Raw genomic sequence first — 18,671 nt, forward strand, 5'->3', positions numbered from 1 at the left:
GCCGTGGCTGACATTCTGCGCAAGATCGAGGCCTACAAGCGCGACGAGATCGCGGCGGCGAAGGCGCGGATACCGTTGGCCGAGATCAAGGCGCGAGCCAAGGATGCCGACGCACCGCGTGGCTTTCGGAGGGCGCTTGAGGCGAAGCGCAGATCGGGCAGCTTCGGCCTGATCGCCGAGATCAAAAAGGCAAGCCCATCCAAAGGCTTGATCCGTGCCGATTTCGACCCGCCCGCACTGGCGCAGGCCTATGAGAAAGGCGGTGCCGCCTGTCTTTCGGTGCTGACCGATGCGCCATCCTTCCAGGGCGCGCCGGAATTTCTCACCAATGCACGGAAGGCAGTGTCCCTGCCCGCGCTGCGCAAGGATTTCCTGTTCGACCCTTACCAGGTCTACGAGGCTCGCGCATGGGGCGCCGATGCCATCCTGATCATCATGGCCAGCGTCGATGATGCCTTGGCGAGCGAATTGGAAGCGACCGCGTTCGAACTCGGCATGGACGCGCTGATCGAGGTGCATGACGAGGCCGAGACGCAGCGCGCGGTAAAACTCTCGTCGCAGCTGATCGGCATCAACAACCGCAATCTCAGAACATTCGAGACCAGCCTCGAGACCTCGGAACGGCTGGCATCGATGGTGCCGGGCGGCCGATTGCTGGTCAGCGAGAGCGGAATTTTCACCCACGACGATTGCTTCAGGATGCAAAAGACCGGCATCAGCACCTTCCTCGTCGGCGAGAGCCTGATGCGGCAAGAGGATGTCGCTGCGGCAACGCGGCTGCTTTTGACAGGCAAGGCGAAAGCAGAGGCCATCTGAGGATGGCAGCCGCCCTCACCCATCTCGGCGCCAAGGGCGAGGCCAACATGGTCGATGTCGGCGAGAAGGCGGAGACGACGCGCACGGCGGTCGCCGAGGGCTTTGTCTCGATGCGGGCCGAAACCCTGAAGATGATCCTCGACGGCGACGCCAAGAAGGGCGATGTGCTGGGTACCGCGCGCATTGCCGGCATCATGGCTGCCAAGAAAACGCATGAGCTGATCCCACTCTGCCATCCGCTGCTTTTGACCAAGGTGTCGGTCGACATCGAACCGGACACCACGCTGCCCGGCCTCAGGGTCACCGCGCTCGCCCGCGTCACCGGCAAGACCGGGGTCGAGATGGAGGCGCTGACCGCGGCATCTGTCGCGTGCCTGACCATTTACGACATGGCCAAGGCGGTCGACCGCGCCATGGTGATTTCCGGTATAAAGCTGGTGGAAAAGACCGGCGGCAAGTCCGGCGACTACAAGGCGGGTTCGTAAATGGCGCTGGTTCCGGTCGCCGAGGCGCTTCAACGCCTACTCGACGGCGCTGTGGCGTTGCCCGGTGAAAGCGTCGCGCTGGCGGATTCGGCCGGCCGGGTGCTGGCGGAGCCGGTCGTGGCGCTGCGTACCCAGCCGCCTTTCAATGCATCTGCCATGGACGGCTATGCCGCACGGGCGCGGGATGTGGCGACCCTCCCGGCGAGGCTTTCGGTGATCGGCAAGGCGCCTGCAGGGCGAGGCTTTGACGGCGCTGTAGGTAAGGCGGAAGCTGTGCGCATCTTCACCGGCGCGCCGCTGCCGGAAGGCGCAGACACCATCGTCATCCAGGAGAATGTCCGCGATCTCGGCGGTGGCCGGATCGAGGTCACCGAACCGACGGCGAAGAACCGTAACATCCGCCGCCTTGGACTGGATTTTGCCCAAGGCGACGTGCTGCTGGAGAAAGGCCGCGTGCTCGATCCGGCTGCATTGTCGCTGGCGGCGTCGGCCAATCATCCCCGGTTGAACGTGGTGCAACGGCCGCTGGTCGCCATCATCGCCACCGGCGACGAATTGCTGCCACCGGGTAGCGAACCTGGCCCCGACCAGATCATCTCGTCCAACGCCTATGGCGTCGCTGCTGTGGCGCAGTCGGTCGGCGCTCGCGCGCTCGATCTCGGTATAGCGGCCGATCGCAAGGAAGCGATCGCGGCGCTGGTGAAAAAGGCGGTCGATGCGAAAGCCGACGTCATCGTCACGCTCGGCGGCGCCTCGGTCGGCGACCATGATCTCGTCCATGACGTGCTGACCGGCGAAGGCATGAACCTCGACTTCTGGAAGCTCGCCATGCGCCCGGGCAAGCCGCTGATGTTCGGGCGGCTGGGCGATATCAGGTGCATCGGCCTGCCCGGCAATCCGGTGGCGAGCCTGGTCTGCTCGCAATTGTTCCTGAAGCCGTTATTGGCGCAGCTCGGCGGCCGTCCCCACCGGCAGGACATCCGCCAGGCTCAGCTTGGCGCCGCGATGCCGGCCAATGATCTAAGGCAAGACTATGTGCGCGCCGTGGTCCGGGAAGAAGCCGGCGCATTGGTGGCGACGCCGTTCGGCATCCAGGATTCCTCGATGCTGAGAATGCTGGCCGACGCCACCGGCCTGATCGTGCGCGAGCCCTTCGCTCCGGCGGCAGAAGCAGGCGCTGCTTGCAGCGTTCTGATGTTGCGCTGAAGGTCGCGGATCCAAGCCGTTAATTCCAAGAGATAAGACTGGTTGTTACTCCGCCAGCAATGTCCGCGTCAGCGGATGTGTCGGATCGGCAAGCCCGTCGACGATGCTGAAATGATGCCGGTCCGGCTCGACCACTGTGCTGGTCGTGGCGCCGAGGCCGATCCAGATGTTGGCAAGCAGCGCATTCTGGCGCAGGAACTCCGCCCGCTCGCCGCCGCCGGCCCAGCAGGTGATGCGCGCGCCCTGCATGGGGCGCAGCAGAACCGGGCTTTCGGCCAGTGCTTCCGCTTCATCGATGGCCAGTGTCGCGTTCATCCCCGTCCGCATGATCGGCCGCAGATCATGAACCCCGGAGATCGAGACGACATTGCGTATGCGGCCGGCCACATCGGCGGCCAGAGGCGTCGTTGTCGTCACCATCCTGGAGGCGAGATGGCCGCCGGCGGAATGCCCGGTCAGGATCACCGGCCCGCCGACCATCGTCGCCGCCTTGCCGATCGCCGCCGCGATTTCCCTGACGATGCCGGAAATGCGTATGTCGGGACAAAGCGTGTAAGTCGGCATTGCCACGGCAAAGCCATTGGCAACCGCGCCGTTGGCCAGATGCGACCATGGCTTGTTGTCGAACGCCTTCCAGTAACCGCCATGGATGAAGACGACGAGCCCTTTGGGCATGACATCGGGAAGGAACAGATCGAGCCTGTTGCGCGGGCTGTCGCCATAGGCGATGTCGAGCTTGGCCCGACCGGACGCCGACATTGTGTCGCGAAAAGCCTGTGCCGGTGTGTCCCATGCGGCCGGCCAGCGATTGCTGCCGGCAATGTTGTCGCCGTTGGCGTAGGCATTGTCCCAATCGGCAACACGATGTTCGAGCATCTGCATCCCTCCCGGATGGCTTCAGTTCAGTCGACAGGAATGGCCGCCGAACAGGGCGGCGTCAATGCTGCGACCTAAAAACATTTTAGGCTTGAAACAAATTTCGACTGGTGCGATCCTGCGCCTTGTTCAGCCATGGGCGCGAGGCAGACAGGGGCAGCCGAAAATGCTTGGGCCATCAGCGCATATCGACACATTCACGCGTGACAACCTGCCGCCGCCGGAGCAATGGCCGGAGTTTTTGCTCGACGGCTTCGACTATCCCGACCACATAAATGCCGGCGTCGAATTGACCGACAGGCTGGTCGAAAAAGGGTTCGGCGACCACACCGCGCTGATCGGCAATGGCCGCCGCCGCACCTACAAGGAACTGTCCGACTGGACCAACAGGCTCGCCCATGCCCTGGTCGAGAATTATGGCGTCAAGCCGGGCAACCGGGTGCTGATCCGCTCGGCCAACAACCCGGCCATGGTCGCCTGCTGGCTGGCCGCCACCAAGGTTGGCGCGGTGGTCGTCAACACCATGCCGATGCTGCGCGCCGGCGAACTCGCCAAGATCGTCGACAAGGCGGAAATCACGGTTGCGCTTTGCGATACAAGGCTGATGGACGAGATGACCGCCTGCGCCAAGGGCAATGCGTATCTCAAGCAGGTCATTGGCTTCGACGGCACGGCCAACCATGACGCGGAACTCGACCGAGCCGCCCTCGACAAGCCGGTCACCTTCACTGCCGTCAACACCGGCCGCGACGATGTCGCGCTGCTCGGCTTCACCTCCGGCACCACCGGCGTGCCGAAGGCGACGATGCATTTCCACCGCGACCTGCTGATCGTCGCCGACGCCTATGCCCGCGAAATCCTGGAGGTGACGCCCGACGACATCTTCGTCGGCTCCCCGCCCCTTGCCTTTACCTTCGGTCTTGGCGGGCTCGCCATCTTCCCGCTGCGTTTCGGCGCCGCGGCGACGCTGCTGGAACAGGCGACGCCGCCCAACATGATCCACATCATCGAGACCTACAAAGCGACCATTTCCTTCACCGCGCCGACAGCCTATCGCGCTATGCTCAAGGCGATGGATGAAGGCGCTGACCTGTCCTCGCTGCGCGTCGCGGTTTCGGCGGGCGAGACGCTGCCGGCGCCTGTCTTCGAGGAATGGACTGAGAAGACCGGCAAGCCGATCCTGGATGGAATCGGCGCCACCGAGATGCTGCATATCTTTATCTCCAACCGCTTCGAGGACATGAAGCCGGCCTCCACCGGCAAACCCGTCGACGGCTATCAGGCACGCATCGTCGATGACGAGATGCGGGAGCTGCCGCGCGGCTCTACTGGCCGGCTGGCGGTGCGCGGCCCGACCGGCTGCCGCTACATGGCCGATGCCAGGCAAAAGGACTATGTCCGCGATGGCTGGAATCTCACCGGCGATACGTTCACGCAGGACGAGGATGGCTTCTTCCACTTCGCCGCGCGTTCCGACGACATGATCGTCAGCGCCGGCTACAACATCGCCGGCCCCGAGGTCGAAGCGGCGCTGCTCTCGCATCCCGACGTCGCCGAATGCGCGGTGACCGGCGCCGAGGACGGTGAACGCGGCCAGATCGTCGAGGCGCATATCGTGCTTGTGCAAGGTGTTTCGCCGGACGCATTGACCGTCAAACGCCTGCAGGACCACGTCAAGGCAACGATCGCGCCCTACAAATATCCGCGTTCGGTGAAGTTCATCGACGCCTTGCCCAAAACCCAGACCGGCAAGATCCAGCGCTTCCGGTTGCGCGCGGAGAAGAGCAATTGAGCCAGCCGCACGATCCGGCGTCCGATGGCGCGCAGATGTCTTTCAAGGAGCGGATGTCCTACAGCGACTATCTGCAGCTGGACAAGGTGCTCGATGCGCAGGCGCCGCTGTCTTCTGCCCATGACGAGATGCTGTTCATCATCCAGCATCAGACATCCGAATTGTGGATGAAGCTGGCCCTCCACGAGATCGGCGCCGCGATCCGCTCGATCCGCGCCGACCGCCTCGAACCGAGCTTCAAGATGCTGTCGCGTGTCGCGCGAATCTTCGAGCAGCTCAACAATGCCTGGGACGTGCTGCGCACGATGACGCCCAGCGAATACACCGAGTTTCGCGACGCGCTCGGCCAATCCTCGGGCTTCCAGTCGTGGCAGTACCGCGCCATCGAGTTCATGGCCGGCAACCGCAACCTAGCCATGCTCGGGCCGCACAAGCACCGGCGCGACCTTACGGACAGGCTGGAAGCGATCCTGGCCACGCCGTCGCTGTACGACGAGGCGCTTCTGCTTTTGGCGCGCAATGGCTTCGACATCGGCGCCGATGCCGGGCGCACGGACTGGCGCGAGACGCGCGTCGAGAACGAAGACGTGCTGGCTGCCTGGCAAACCGTCTACCGCGACCCGCAGCGCTACTGGATGCTCTACGAACTGGCCGAGAAGCTGGTCGACTTCGAGGATTACTTCCGCCGCTGGCGCTTCAACCACGTCACCACGGTCGAGCGCATCATCGGCTTGAAGCGCGGCACGGGCGGCACCTCAGGCGCCTCCTATCTGAAGAAGATGCTGGAGGTTGTGCTGTTTCCGGAGCTCTGGACGGTCCGCACCCGGCTCTAGAGCATTTCACCGTTTAACGTAAACGGCGAAATGCTCTAGCTCTTTGATTGACGCAATTTCGGACGGAAAACCGCTTCACACTTTTCCTGAAATTGCTCTGGTTTCTCACGTAACCGCGGTCTTCACCGCGAAGCGGGCGTCCTGCCAGGCGCCGGTGCGCAGAATATCCTCCAGGACTTCGACCGCCTGCCAGACATCGCCATATCCGACATAGAGCGGCGTGAAGCCGAAACGGATGGTCGACGGCGCCCGGAAATCGCCGATCACGCCGCGCTCGATCAGCGCGCGCATCACCTGATAGCCATGCGGATGGAGGAACGACACCTGGCTGCCGCGCTGGCTGCCGTCGCGAGGACTTTCCAGTTCAAGCCGGTAGGCGCCGCATCTGGCTTCGACGAGCTGGATAAACAGGTCGGTCAGCGCGATGCTTTTTCTGCGCACCGCCGCCATATCGACGTCGTTCCAGATATCGAGCGCGCCCTTGAGCGCCCGCATCGACAGCACCGGCTGCGTTCCGCACAGGAAGCGGCGAATGCCGCTGCCGACGGCAAAGCCCTGCTCGAAGGCAAAGGGCCGCGCATGGCCCCACCAGCCGCTGAGCGGCTGGTGGGCATCGTCATGGTGGCGCTCGGCCGCGTAGATGAAGGCTGGCGAGCCCGGGCCGCCATTGAGGTATTTGTAGGTGCAGCCGACGGCGAAATCGGCATTGGCACGGTCAAGTTCGACCGGCAAGGCGCCGGCCGTGTGGCAGAGATCCCAGATGATCAGCGCGCCGGCGTCATGTGCCTTGCGCGTCAGCGCCGCCATGTCGCGCAACTGGCCGGATTTGTAGTTGACGTGGTTGACCAGGATGACGGCAACGCTGTCGTCGATCAGCTCCTCGATTGCGGCCGCGTCGACGCCCTCCAGCCGCAGCCGCGTTCCCGGCCGGGTCGAGGCGACGCCTTCGGCCATGTAGAGGTCGGTCGGGAAACTGTCGCCCTCGGCAACGATGACCGACCGATCCGGCCGCATGCCGAGCGCTGCGTGCAGCAGCTTGTAGATGTTGATCGAGGTTGTGTCGCAGACCACCGTCTGCCCATCAGCCGCGCCGATCAGTCGCCCGAGCTGATCTCCGAGTTCCACCGGCATGTTGAACCAGCCGGCGGTGTTCCAGGCGCGAATGAGGTCGTGCGCCCATTCCTGCGTGGCGGCCTGCTGCAGTTCGCTGAAGACGACCGCTGACGCGGCGCCCAGGGAATTGCCGTCGAGATAAATCACGCCTTGCGGCAAGACAAAGCGTTCACGCATGGAGCGCAGCGGATCGGCGGCATCCATTGCTTCGATTGTAGCGAGATCGGGTGTCGTGCTCATGATCCGGCGCCCCTCCATGGACAAACGCGCGCGGCGGAGCCTGCCGCCCAAACATGCCGGCGATCTTGAGTGGTCGCCCTTGAACTGTCAAACATTATATATAATTCACCCATTGAAAGGCTTTGATATATAATGATCCGCCCGAGCGTTTATGTCTGATGGATCACGATGCTGGATGACGAGCAGACCTCGAAGACGGAAGTGGCCTATCGCCTGCTCAGGCGCGATATTCTTGCGACCCGGCTGGCGCCTGCCGCGCCGTTGAAGCTGAGCACGCTGCGCAACACCTACGGCATCGGCTGGACGCCGTTGCGCGAGGCGCTGTCGCGGCTGGAGGCGGAACGGCTTGTGACCGCCATCAGCAACCGCGGGTTTGCGGTCGCTCCCGTCTCTCGGGCGGAGCTCGAGGATTTGGCGCGTGCGCGGCTGGTGGTCGAACTGCCCCTGCTGGTGGAATCGATCGAGAAGGGCGACCGTGAGTGGGAAGACGCGGTCGTTGCCGCCCACTATCGTCTCTCACGGTGCGGGTCTGTTCTCGACGATCCATCGGATGATGCGGTCGACGCGTGGTACGAAAAACACGATGCCTTCCATGCGGCGCTGCTCAGTGCCGCGACATCCAGCTGGCTGCTGCGCTTCAATGCGACGATTTCCGACCAATTGCATCGCCATCACCGCTTTCTGGGTCTGGCCCCGACGCTGCGCGCCGCCGCCGGCCGCACGGATGGCCACCGGAAGGCCGTGGCGGCCCTGCGCGACGCCGTGGCGATCGAACACCATACCGCCCTGATGGAAGCGGCCCTCGATCGCGACGTCGAACGTGCGAAAACTCTGATGACCGCTCACATCGGCTACACGCTGCAGGTCTATGCCCAGAGTGAACCCGGCGCGGATGCTGCGCAGCCCCGTCCGAAAAGGAAGCGGCGATCGTAGCCGACGACGCAGGGCACTTTGTCTTCGTTTCACCCCGTTGCCGGCCAACGACTACGAGCGCCGCTCGCGGTGCCGAACGTCACGCTGAACAAAACGTCAACACATTCATTAAACTTTAAAAGGTTGCGGAACACAACTGGAACAGATAGTGTTTGTTCTGGGTTTGTTTTTTCTGATTCTGGTTTCAGAACCCCTGGGGGCCGCGATGCTGACGCGCAAACAACATGAGCTTCTGATGTTCATCCATGAACGCCTGAAGGAGAGCGGAATCCCGCCGTCCTTCGATGAGATGAAGGAAGCGCTTGACCTCGCCTCCAAGTCCGGCATCCACCGCCTGATCACGGCGCTTGAGGAGCGCGGTTTCATTCGCCGGCTGCCGAACCGGGCGCGCGCGCTGGAAGTGCTGCGGCTGCCCGACTCGATCGCACCAGGCCTCAATGCGGCGAGGAAGTTTTCGCCGAGCGTCATTCAGGGCAGTCTTGGTCAAACCGGCCAAGGGCAAGGCGGCCAAGGACAAGGCGCGATGGGCCAAGGCGGTATCGGCCGCCAGATCAAGCCGGGCTCGCCGTCGCGTTCGATGTCGGCCGGCAATGACGACGCCGTTTCGGCGGTGTCGATCCCGGTGATGGGACGCATTGCTGCCGGTGTGCCGATCGACGCCATCCAGCATCAGACCCATTCGATCTCGGTGCCGCCCGACATGATCATGGGCGGTGAACACTACGCGCTCGAGGTCAAGGGCGATTCGATGATCGAGGCCGGCATTTTCGATGGCGACACGGTCATCATCCGCAATGCCGACACAGCCAGCCCCGGCGAGATCGTGGTGGCGTTGGTCGACGATGAGGAAGCGACCCTGAAACGCTTCCGCCGCAAGGGCGCCTCGATCGCCCTGGAAGCCGCCAACCCGGCCTACGAGACCCGCATTTTTGGACCGGACAGGGTGAAGGTGCAGGGCAAGCTTGTCGGATTGATCCGGCGCTACTGAGCCGGCTTGGGTTTGTACTTTTCACGCTGGTTGTAAGGCGGCAGGCCGCGCGCGTCGCGGGAGAAGCGGCGTTGCTCGTGCCAGGGGCGATACGGCTTGTCGACGGCGAACCGGATGGTTGGCGCTGCCGCTGCCGATTGCGGATCGAAGAAGACGGCGGCGCTGCCGTCGCGGGCCAGCTGTTTCTTCGTCACGACCAGGACCAGCGGGTCGCGGCACGGATTGTAGGCGGTGGCGTCATCGATGACGATCAGGCTCGCGAAGGCACAGGCCGGCCGCGCCGTCTTGCGGTCTTTCGCAAGAGCTACAATGGCTCCGGAAGGGTGTCGAGCGATACAGAGATCGCCGGTGCAATAGAAGGGCGAGCCGGGCGGCAGATCGAGCGGATCGAGATCGAACCGCGTATCTGTTGCCTCGAAAATCTCGGGCGGGATAATGGTTTCGGCCCGCAGCGCCCGTTTCCAATTGTCCGTGGTGAATTCGTTGGAGCGTTCGCGGTTGAGGGCGAGTTCGCCGCCACCGATCTGCATGGCCACCAAATGTGCGTCCTCGGATATGAGCACGTCGGGCGTAAGCACCTGCGGCACCGTCAACAGGCCGGCCAGCGCGAAAGGCACGGCCGCCAGCCTGAGCCAGGTGGTGGCCATGGTGGCGATGACGAGGGCGACTGCCACCAACAGCACCGAGCGGATGGAGATCAGCCCGACGGCGTCGACCGGCGAGCGCTCGGAAATCCAGGCCGATATAGCGATCATCGCCATCAGACCCTTGCCCATCACATAGAGGAACGGCCCGTCGGCGCCGAACGGCATCGCCAGTGCGCTGAGCACGGCAAAGGGCATGACGATCAACGAAACAATCGGCATCACGGCCAGATTGGCGATCAGGCTGAGCGGCGACACACGCTGAAAATGCCAGATGGCGAACAGCAAGGTTGCACTGCCGGCGATGATCGAGGTCATGGCGAGGCCGCCCATGGCCAGCGCGAATTTTCGCGACAGGAAGCCGACGAAGGAGCGCTTTGCCAGCGGCGTTCTCACCTTGTCGGCGCGGTAATCGGCCCAGCCGGCATAGGCGCCGACAAGGGCGGCGGTGGCGGCAAACGACATCTGGAAGCTGGGACCGACCACCTCGTGCGGCGACACCAGGATGACGGCAATGGCGGAGATCGCCAGATTGCGCATGGTGAGTGCGGCGCGATCAAACAGCACGGCGACAAGCATGACCGCCAGCATGATGAAGCTGCGCTCGGCGGCAACCACGACGCCTGAAATAACGAGATAGGCGGCGATCGAGACAAGCGCTGCCGCGGCCGCATATTTCTTCACCGGCCGGCGCGAAGAGAAAACGGGAAACAGCGCAAAGGCGCCACGCAGCAACGCCATGATGGTGCCGGCAACCAGCGCCATGTGCAGGCCGGAGATGGAGATGATGTGGTAGATGCCGGTGCGCCGCATCGCTTCGTTGACCTCGTCCGGGATGCCGGCGCGCACGCCGACAATCAGCGCCGCGGCAATCTCGCCTTCGGCGCCGCCGATCTTGCCCCTGATATGGTCGGCAATGTTTCGCGCGCGTTCTCGATTGCCGAGGAGAGCCGTGCGGTCAGCGGCGGCGGTCCCTGCGTAGCAATGGTTTTCGGATTGCCGAGAAAGAAGCCGCTGCCGCCGATACCGGTGAAATAGCTGTCGAAGGAGAAATCGTAGCTCTCCGGCCGCACCGGACCGGTCGGCGGCAACAGCCTGGCATAGCCGGTGATCAGGGAGCCGGCGGTCATATCGGCGGGAACGGTCCGCGCCGAGAGCCTGACCCGCTCCGGGGCGTAGCGCAGCTCGGGGTAAGCGGTCGAAACCACGTCGAGCGTCAGCCTGATGCGGCCGCTTTCCATCTGTTCGAGACTGACGACGCGGCCGGTCAGCCGTGTCTGAATCTCGGAGCCGAGCATCTGCGTTCCGGCGCGCCAGGTCTCGACCTTGGCGGCGACGACGCCGAGCGCGCACAGCATCGCGGCCATGCAGAACAGATGCGTCCTCGGCCGCGATCGCGTGGCGACAGCGCAACATGTCGCCAGCACCACAATGGCGATTGGCTGCGCAAAGCCCGGCTCGCCGGCCAGCGAGAAGTAGACGATGACGCCGGCTGCCAGGAAAACCGGGACCAGCAGGAAGGCGACGCCCCGGTCGAGCTCCGTGTCGGCAGCCACGGCAAGGCTGCGGCGGAGCGCGGGCCATGACGGGCGGCGAAGCCGTCTGCGCAGTCGGGCGATAGATCCGGGCGCTGTGACTTGCGCCGGCAACGCGTCACCGGGCAGCGCGGGCGCTATGCCGGGATGCGGCTCAGGCAGCGCGAGGGGCAGCGGCTCGGCATAGGGACTATCGGCAAACAGCGAGCGTTCGCTGACGCTTGCCTCGCCGCCTTCGCCTTCCTTCGTGCCCCGGCCACGTCCAGCCATCGGGTCTGCCCCTTGCGCCCCAGACCTCCTATGCTACATGAACGCGCAAAGCGCGAAAGTCCGTGCGGTCGCATCCACCGCGCCGGAATTGACCCGCCAAGGACGCTCAATCCTCAATCATATCCCGGCCCTCCGCCCTCAGGCGAGCAAGCCCATCGTGCATTGCCTTCAATTGTTCCGGTGTATGACCCTGCCATTCAGCGAGCTCCCCCAGGATGAGCAACGGATCACGGGAGCGGTAGGATTTCGTCGGATTGCCGGGAAATTTTTTATCGGTCAGGTTAGGGTCATCCATAAAAAACCCTGTCGGCTTTACGATGTAAATCCTTTGACGACCGTCACCCGTTGCAAGCTCTGCTCCCCAGATGGCGGCTTCCAGTGTCTGGGTGAAATAGATCCATGACAGTGGTTTACCTCTGAAATTGGAAGGGTGGCCGACGCTCAGCAGATCCCCGGGTTTCAAATCCGCCCGGGTACCATGGTAGAACGGATCACCCTCCGTATGGTCGGCGTTGCTGGTCATCGGGAGCCCTTCTTTCAATCATTCCTCCTTCGTGGCGAGACCGGACCGCACACAGTTGCTGTGTTCACGATAATGATTGCAGAAGGTCAATATGCGTGACCAAGCCAACGCTGTCACGGCGGCGTTGTAGTCGGGCAGTGCCGCATTCGTGAAGAAATGTCCGCTCGTCAGAGGGGGCTACCACCGTCGCAGCGATGTTCCAGGCACTGTGACGGACGCTGCAGCCGAATGAAACCCAGACATTGACGCTGCTGCCAAATGAGGTTGCGCGGAGGTGCGAACAGATTTTGTGCTACAAGGCTCCGGCGCCCGTTGACGCAACCGATAATTGCCGACGTGCCCCGGCCTCGTCCAGCCATCGGGTCTGCCCCTTGCGCCCCAGACCTCCTATGCTACATGAACGCGCAAAGCGCGAAAGTCCGCGCGATCACGCCCCGCTTTCCAAACTTCCCGAGAGTTCCATGTCCGACACGGTCGTCACCCGTTTTGCCCCCTCGCCCACCGGCTATCTGCATATCGGCGGCGCGCGCACGGCGCTGTTCAACTGGCTGTACGCCAAGCACACCGGCGGCACGATGGTGCTGCGCATCGAGGACACCGACCGCGAACGCTTCAACGAGGCGGCGACACAGGCCATTCTGGATGGGCTGACCTGGCTCGGCCTTTCCTGGGACGGTGAGGCCATATCGCAGTTCGAGCGCGCGCCGCGCCACCGTGAGGTGGCCGAGGAGCTGGTGCGCCTGGGCAAGGCCTATTACAGCTACGAGACGCCTGCCGAGCTCGAGGCGATGCGCGAGGCCGCACGCGCCAAGGGCCTGCCGCCTCGCTACAACGGCCAGTGGCGCGATCGTGCCCCCTCGGAGGCGCCTCCCGGCGTCAAGGGCGCCATCCGCATCAAGGCGCCGACCGAGGGCGAAACCGTGGTGCACGACCGTGTGCAGGGCGAGGTGCGCTTCCCCAACAAGGACCTCGACGATTTCATCATACTGCGCTCGGACGGCAATCCGACCTACATGCATGCCGTCGTCGTCGACGACCATGACATGGGCGTCACCCACATCATCCGTGGCGACGACCATCTGACCAACGCCGCGCGCCAGACGGTGATCTACAACGCGATGGGCTGGGACGTCCCGTCGATGTCGCATATCCCGCTGATCCACGGCGCCGACGGCGCCAAGCTGTCGAAGCGGCACGGCGCACTCGGCGTCGAGGCTTATCGCGCCATGGGCTATCTGCCCGAGGCGCTGCTCAATTATCTGGCACGGCTCGGCTGGAGCCATGGCGACGACGAGATCATGTCGATCAAGGACATGATTTCGTGGTTCGACATCGGCGATGTCAACAAGGGTGCGGCGCGCTTCGACTTCGCCAAGCTCGAGTCAATCAACGGCGCGCATATGCGCAAGATGGCCGATACCGAGCTGTTCGACATTTTCGTCGCCACTCTGCCATACCTCGAAGGCGGACCGGCTATCGCCGCCCGTCTCGACGATGCCAGGAAGGCGCAGCTGCTGGCCGCCTTGCCGGGCCTGAAAGAGCGCGCCAAGACGCTGGTGGAACTGGCCGATGGCGCGGCCTTCCTGTTCGTCGAGCGGCCGCTGCCGATCGACGAGAAGGCGGCAGCACTGCTCAATGCCGACGCGCGCGCGATCCTGCGCGGCGCACATGCCGCTTTGCAGACTGTTTCGGGCGAGTGGTCGGCTGCCGCGGCTGAAGCCGCGGTGCGCGAGTTCGCGACGGCAGGCGGCCACAAGCTCGGCGCCGTGGCCCAACCGCTCCGGGCGGCCCTTACCGGCCGCAGCACCTCGCCCGGCGTGTTCGACGTGCTCGCCGTGCTTGGCCGCGAGGAAAGCCTGGCGCGGATTGCGGATCAAATCGATTAGGAGCGAACTGGCCCAAGAAGATTGGCATTGAAAGGCGGGTTTCGCAGTGCAACATTAGGCCTTGGCCCAATCTGGCACGCACCTCCCAAAATGCGGTGGCGAGTTCGCGCATTCCGGTGATTTCGACGTGTCGTTTGCAGGAATTGCCTTGCCGGCATGAGGAACATGAAGGAGTTTGAGAATGAGCGAAGCTGCGACAAGACTGGAAACCGGCAGCAAGACGACGCACCCGTCGACTGCCACGCTCGAACTGGCCGGCAAGACGCATGAATTCAAGGTGCGAAGCGGCTCGGTCGGGCCCGACGTCATCGACATCGGTGCGCTCTACAACACCACCGGCGCCTTCACCTACGATCCCGGCTTCACCTCGACGGCGAGCTGCGAGTCGGCGATAACCTTCATCGACGGGGATGCCGGCATCCTGCTTCACCGCGGCTACCCCATCGACCAGCTGGCCGAGCATGGCGACTTCCTCGAAGTCTGCTACCTCCTGCTCTACGGCGAACTGCCGACCAAGGCGCAGAAGGACGATTTCGACTACCGGGTAACGCGCCACACCATGGTGCACGAGCAGATGTCGCGCTTCTTCACCGGCTTTCGCCGCGACGCGCATCCGATGGCTGTGATGTGCGGTGTGGTCGGCGCGCTGTCGGCCTTCTATCACGACTCCACCGACATTTCGGACCCATACCAGCGCATGGTCGCCTCGATGCGGCTGATCGCCAAGATGCCGACGATTGCGGCCATGGCCTACAAATACCATATCGGCCAGCCCTTCATTTACCCGAAGAACGAGCTGAACTTCGCCGCCAACTTCCTGCACATGTGCTTTGCGGTGCCGTGCGAGGAATACAAGATCAATCCGGTGCTGGCGCGCGCCATGGAGCGCATCTTCATCCTGCACGCCGACCACGAACAGAACGCCTCGACCTCGACCGTGCGGCTTGCCGGCTCGTCGGGCGCCAATCCGTTCGCCTGTATCGCCGCCGGCATCGCCTGCCTGTGGGGCCCGGCGCATGGCGGCGCCAACGAAGCGGCGCTCAACATGCTGGGCGAGATCGGCCACGTCGACCACATCCCGGAATTCATCGCCCGCGCCAAGGACAAGAACGATCCGTTCCGGCTGATGGGCTTCGGCCATCGCGTCTATAAGAACTACGATCCTCGCGCGAAAATCATGCAGAAGACGGCGCATGAGGTGCTGGGCGAACTCGGCATCAAGGACGATCCGCTGCTCGACATCGCCATGGAGCTGGAAAAGATCGCGCTGACCGATTCCTACTTCATCGAGAAGAAGCTCTATCCGAACGTCGATTTCTATTCCGGCATCACGCTGAAGGCGCTGGGCTTCCCCACCACCATGTTCACCGTACTGTTCGCGGTCGCCCGCACCGTCGGCTGGATCGCGCAGTGGAAGGAAATGATCGAGGATCCCCACCAGAAGATCGGCCGTCCGCGCCAGCTCTACACCGGCGCGCCGGAACGCGACTACGTGCCGATTGCGAAAAGGTGAAAGAGAGTGAATGGTGAATGGTAAGTAGTGAATAGCAGGTAGTAAGTAGCAGCTTGATTATAGGCGAGAGCGCGTTAATCCTATTCACTATTCACTATTCACTATTCACTATTCACTACGGCCTATTCGCTCTCCCGATGTGGCGAAGAACGACATCGGCGGCGATGTCGCCGGAGGGCCTGTCGGTGGCCATGCGTCTGGCAACCTCGCCAAAGCCGTCCTTTTGCCAGGCGCGGTAGGCGGTGTCTGAAAACAGTGCCTCGAGCTGCCGCGCCAGATAGTGCGGCCGCACATACTGGTTGTAGCTTTCCGGCACGACCGGCCGGTCGGCAATAAGGTTGGGCAAAGCAGCGCTCCACACCGTGATCAGGCTCTGCGCCATCAGCATGATCGGATCGAACTTGTAGCAAGAGATCATCGGTACACCCGACAACGCCAGTTCCAGCGACACCGTTCCTGACGCGATCAGCGCCGCATCGGCCTTGCCGAAGGCCTGCCACTTGCGCTCGGGATCGAGGATGACTTCCGGCTCCTGATCCCAGCGCGCCACCGATGTTTTGACCAGTTCGGCGACATGCGGCACCGTCGGCAGCAACAGCCGCAGCCGGTGGCCACGCGCGCGCAGCGCCGACACCGTCTCGCCGAACGGACCGATAAGCCGGCTCACCTCGCCGCGCCGCGACCCTGGCAGGACGAGCAGCGTCTTGACGTGATCGGCCGAGAGATCGCGTGGCTGGGCTTGCGCCCTGGCCGCGCCCAGCACGCCTGGATCATGCGTGAGGCGATGTCCGACGTAAGTGCCGGGCGGGCCGCCGAGACGGCTGAGCTCCTTTACCTCGAAAGGCAGGATGCACAGTATGTGGTCGACATACGGCTTCATCGCGGCCGCCCTACCCGGCCGCCACGCCCAGACGCTCGGGCAGACATAATGGACGATCGGGATCGACGGATCGGCGGCGCGGATCTTTTTGGCGACGCGCAGCGAGAAATCGGGGCTGTCGATGGTGATCAGACAGTCGGGTTTTTCGGCGGCAACAGCACTTGCCGTCTGGCTGATCCGCCGCATCAGGCGCGGCAAGTCACGGAGGATGGCGCTGAGCCCCATCAGCGCGATCTCGGCGCCGTCGAACAGCGGCGCCAGTCCGAGCGCCTGCAGATGCCGCCCGCCAGTGCCGACGAGTTGCACCTCGCGCCCGGTCATGCGCTTCAGCGCCTGCACGATGTCGGCGCCCAGCAGGTCGCCGGATTCTTCGCCGGCGACGATGGCAATCTTCAGCGGCTTCTCAGCTGCCATGGACAGACTCCGCAGCCGGCAGGCCGAACACGAACAGGCCGAGCGCATTGGCGCGCGCGACAACGGCGGGGCCTTCGAGGATGAGCGAACGGCCGGCTTCGACGGCAATGCCGGCCAGCCCCGCGGCATGCGCCGCCTCGACGGTCCGGGGGCCAATAGATGGCAGATCGGCACGCAATTCCTGGCCAGGCTTGGCGCATTTGACCAGGACACCGCGCGTCTTGCCGGCCAGCCTGCCATGGCCGCGCAACTGCTGCGTCCGCTCGAGCAGTCCGTGGGTGCCCTCGACGCCTTCCAGGGCAACAGTGCGGCCACCGATGGCAATTGCCGCCTGACCAATGTCGAGCGCGCCGATGGCCTTTGCCGCCGCGTGTGCCGCCTCGATATCGCGCCAGTCGGACTTTCGCGGCGCTGCTTTGGTCAGCGGCCCTTCGGCCGCGACGAGCCGGGGCACGACTTCATGCGCACCGACAACCTTGACGCCCCGTGCCTCCAGGCCGCGGGTCAATATCTTCAACAGCCCGTCATCGCCGCGGGCAAGCGCCATGGCGAGCGAGGGTATAAGTGCCAGTAGCCCAAGGTTCGGACGCATGTCGACCAACCGCGGCCTGCGCCTGATCTCGCCGGCAAGCACAAGATGGGTGATTCGCCGGCGCCTCAGCAACGCAACCAGCGAGCCGATGTCTTCCAGCGCAAGGCTTTCATGCTCATAGATTGTGAGGTCGGACTGACGGTCGGCCTGACCTTCGACCAGGATGATGACGGGCGGATGTCCGGCCTCCGCCAGGCCGGCGGCAACTTCGACCGGCAAGCTACCGCCGCCGGCAATGATGCCGACCCTGGCGTCCGGCGCAAGATCGAGGCCCGTTGAAGTGGCCTCAGCCTTCGTCATCGGCATCGTCGCCGTCGCCACCCTTAAGCGACGGGACGGCAAAATGCCGCTTGCCGCGACTGGTGATGAAATCGATGATTTTCATGGCCGTCGGCGACGACGCAAACTCGGCCTTGGCGAATTCGATGTTCTCGCCGACAGTGCGGGAGCGGTCGAAGATGGTCTTGTAAGCCTTGCGCAGCAGGTAGATTTCGGCGCGCGGCAACCCGGCGCGCTTCAGGCCGATGATGTTGAGTCCACGCAGGCTGGCGCGATTGCCCACCGCAATGGCGTAGGGAATGACATCGCCGACAAAAGCCGAGCAGCCGCCGAGAAAGGCGTTGTCACCAATACGCACGAACTGATGAACGGCGCTGAGGCCGCCAATATAAACGCTGTCACCGACCTCGCAATGGCCGCCCAGGGTCGCGCCATTGGCGAAGGTGGCGTTTTTACCGACGACGCAATCATGGGCAATGTGGGCATAGGCAAGGAAATTGCCGTTGTCGCCGACGGTCGTCTCACCGCGGCTGGAATCGGTGCCGAGATGCATGGTCACGCCTTCGCGGATCGTGCAGTGCTGGCCGATGACCAAAGTGGTGCGGCCGCCCTTGTGCTTGGTGTTCTGCGGCGGTCCGCCCAGTGTCGCCATTGGATAGACCTTGGTCGCGGCGCCAATGGTTGTCGCGCCCAGCACCGAGACATGGCTGACCAGTTCGACGCGGTCACCGATCACGGCGTCAGCGCCGACATAGCAGAAAGGTCCTATTGCGGCGCCTTCGCCGACCTGCGCGCCGGCCTCGATGACGGCCGAGGGGTGGATTGAAGTCTGTATTTTCATGAGCATTTCGAA

15 protein-coding genes and 1 pseudogene are annotated in these 18,671 nt (G+C 63.7%); 9 read left to right on the top strand and 7 right to left on the bottom strand.

Annotation, left to right across the window (positions count from 1 at the left end; translation table 11 throughout):
- Positions 1-3: 3 nt before the first annotated feature.
- The 3 genes from trpC to NKL06_RS32165 are packed head-to-tail and all read left to right on the top strand — an operon-like array spanning position 4 to position 2,507.
- The gene (trpC, locus tag NKL06_RS32155) at positions 4-816 is read left to right on the top strand and encodes an indole-3-glycerol phosphate synthase TrpC (protein WP_023684711.1); all 813 of its coding nucleotides are present in this window, start codon (positions 4-6) and stop codon (positions 814-816) included.
- A 2-nt stretch (positions 817-818) separates the two neighbouring features.
- Positions 819-1,301 (top strand): cyclic pyranopterin monophosphate synthase MoaC, encoded by a 483-nt coding sequence (gene moaC / locus NKL06_RS32160; protein ID WP_023684710.1) that lies wholly within the window; start codon positions 819-821, stop codon positions 1,299-1,301.
- Positions 1,302-2,507 carry a molybdopterin molybdotransferase MoeA gene (locus NKL06_RS32165; protein ID WP_023693454.1) on the top strand — a complete coding sequence of 402 codons (1,206 nt, stop codon included), beginning with the start codon at positions 1,302-1,304 and terminating at the stop codon, positions 2,505-2,507.
- Between the two features lie 45 nt (positions 2,508-2,552).
- Here NKL06_RS32165 and NKL06_RS32170 read toward each other — a convergent pair whose 3' ends face one another.
- Complete coding sequence (locus NKL06_RS32170) at positions 2,553-3,389, bottom strand: hormone-sensitive lipase (protein WP_488376730.1); 837 nt, start codon at positions 3,387-3,389, stop codon at positions 2,553-2,555.
- Between the two features lie 160 nt (positions 3,390-3,549).
- Here NKL06_RS32170 and NKL06_RS32175 point away from each other — a divergent pair, with 160 nt between their 5' ends.
- Both NKL06_RS32175 and kynA read left to right on the top strand, forming a co-directional pair.
- The gene (locus NKL06_RS32175) at positions 3,550-5,175 is read left to right on the top strand and encodes an AMP-binding protein (RefSeq protein WP_023693452.1); all 1,626 of its coding nucleotides are present in this window, start codon (positions 3,550-3,552) and stop codon (positions 5,173-5,175) included.
- Positions 5,172-6,008, top strand: coding sequence for a tryptophan 2,3-dioxygenase (kynA, locus tag NKL06_RS32180; protein WP_031208168.1), 837 nt, complete (start codon positions 5,172-5,174; stop codon positions 6,006-6,008). The genes NKL06_RS32175 and kynA overlap by 4 nt, the downstream gene beginning before the upstream one ends.
- Before the next feature lie 105 nt (positions 6,009-6,113).
- Here kynA and kynU read toward each other — a convergent pair whose 3' ends face one another.
- Positions 6,114-7,361 carry a kynureninase gene (kynU, locus tag NKL06_RS32185; RefSeq protein WP_023684705.1) on the bottom strand — a complete coding sequence of 416 codons (1,248 nt, stop codon included), beginning with the start codon at positions 7,359-7,361 and terminating at the stop codon, positions 6,114-6,116.
- A gap of 168 nt (positions 7,362-7,529) precedes the next feature.
- Between kynU and NKL06_RS32190 the strand changes: the two genes are divergently transcribed.
- Positions 7,530-8,294: a GntR family transcriptional regulator gene (locus NKL06_RS32190; RefSeq protein WP_023693450.1), complete on the top strand. Its 765-nt coding sequence runs from the start codon at positions 7,530-7,532 to the stop codon at positions 8,292-8,294.
- A 205-nt stretch (positions 8,295-8,499) separates the two neighbouring features.
- Positions 8,500-9,282: a transcriptional repressor LexA gene (gene lexA, locus NKL06_RS32195; RefSeq protein ID WP_023693449.1), complete on the top strand. Its 783-nt coding sequence runs from the start codon at positions 8,500-8,502 to the stop codon at positions 9,280-9,282.
- Here lexA and NKL06_RS32200 read toward each other — a convergent pair.
- Both NKL06_RS32200 and arr read right to left on the bottom strand, forming a co-directional pair.
- A pseudogene (locus NKL06_RS32200) lies at positions 9,276-11,731 on the bottom strand (ComEC/Rec2 family competence protein). The gene lexA and the pseudogene NKL06_RS32200 overlap by 7 nt on opposite strands.
- A 106-nt stretch (positions 11,732-11,837) precedes the next feature.
- Positions 11,838-12,254 carry an NAD(+)--rifampin ADP-ribosyltransferase gene (gene arr, locus NKL06_RS32205; RefSeq protein ID WP_023671039.1) on the bottom strand — a complete coding sequence of 139 codons (417 nt, stop codon included), beginning with the start codon at positions 12,252-12,254 and terminating at the stop codon, positions 11,838-11,840.
- Positions 12,255-12,715: 461 nt separating this feature from the next.
- Here arr and gltX point away from each other — a divergent pair, with 461 nt between their 5' ends.
- Both gltX and gltA read left to right on the top strand, forming a co-directional pair.
- Positions 12,716-14,140: a glutamate--tRNA ligase gene (gltX, locus tag NKL06_RS32210; protein ID WP_023671038.1), complete on the top strand. Its 1,425-nt coding sequence runs from the start codon at positions 12,716-12,718 to the stop codon at positions 14,138-14,140.
- Between the two features lie 181 nt (positions 14,141-14,321).
- Positions 14,322-15,653, top strand: a complete 1,332-nt coding sequence (gltA, locus tag NKL06_RS32215; RefSeq protein ID WP_023671037.1) for a citrate synthase — start codon at positions 14,322-14,324, stop codon at positions 15,651-15,653.
- Between the two features lie 115 nt (positions 15,654-15,768).
- Here the strand turns inward: gltA and lpxB are convergent, their stop codons facing one another.
- From lpxB to lpxA, 3 genes are read right to left on the bottom strand one after another with little or no spacing between them, the layout of a single operon-like run.
- Entirely contained in the window at positions 15,769-16,947 is a 1,179-nt protein-coding gene (gene lpxB, locus NKL06_RS32220; RefSeq protein ID WP_023684699.1) for a lipid-A-disaccharide synthase, read from the bottom strand.
- Positions 16,937-17,839 carry an LpxI family protein gene (locus NKL06_RS32225; protein WP_023684698.1) on the bottom strand — a complete coding sequence of 301 codons (903 nt, stop codon included), beginning with the start codon at positions 17,837-17,839 and terminating at the stop codon, positions 16,937-16,939. The genes lpxB and NKL06_RS32225 overlap by 11 nt, the downstream gene beginning before the upstream one ends.
- Positions 17,826-18,659 (bottom strand): acyl-ACP--UDP-N-acetylglucosamine O-acyltransferase, encoded by an 834-nt coding sequence (gene lpxA / locus NKL06_RS32230; protein WP_023693447.1) that lies wholly within the window; start codon positions 18,657-18,659, stop codon positions 17,826-17,828. The genes NKL06_RS32225 and lpxA overlap by 14 nt, the downstream gene beginning before the upstream one ends.
- Positions 18,660-18,671: the final 12 nt, after the last annotated feature.

It is taken from the genome of Mesorhizobium sp. C268A (genome assembly GCF_040324475.1).
In the GTDB taxonomy this organism is placed as follows: domain Bacteria; phylum Pseudomonadota; class Alphaproteobacteria; order Rhizobiales; family Rhizobiaceae; genus Mesorhizobium.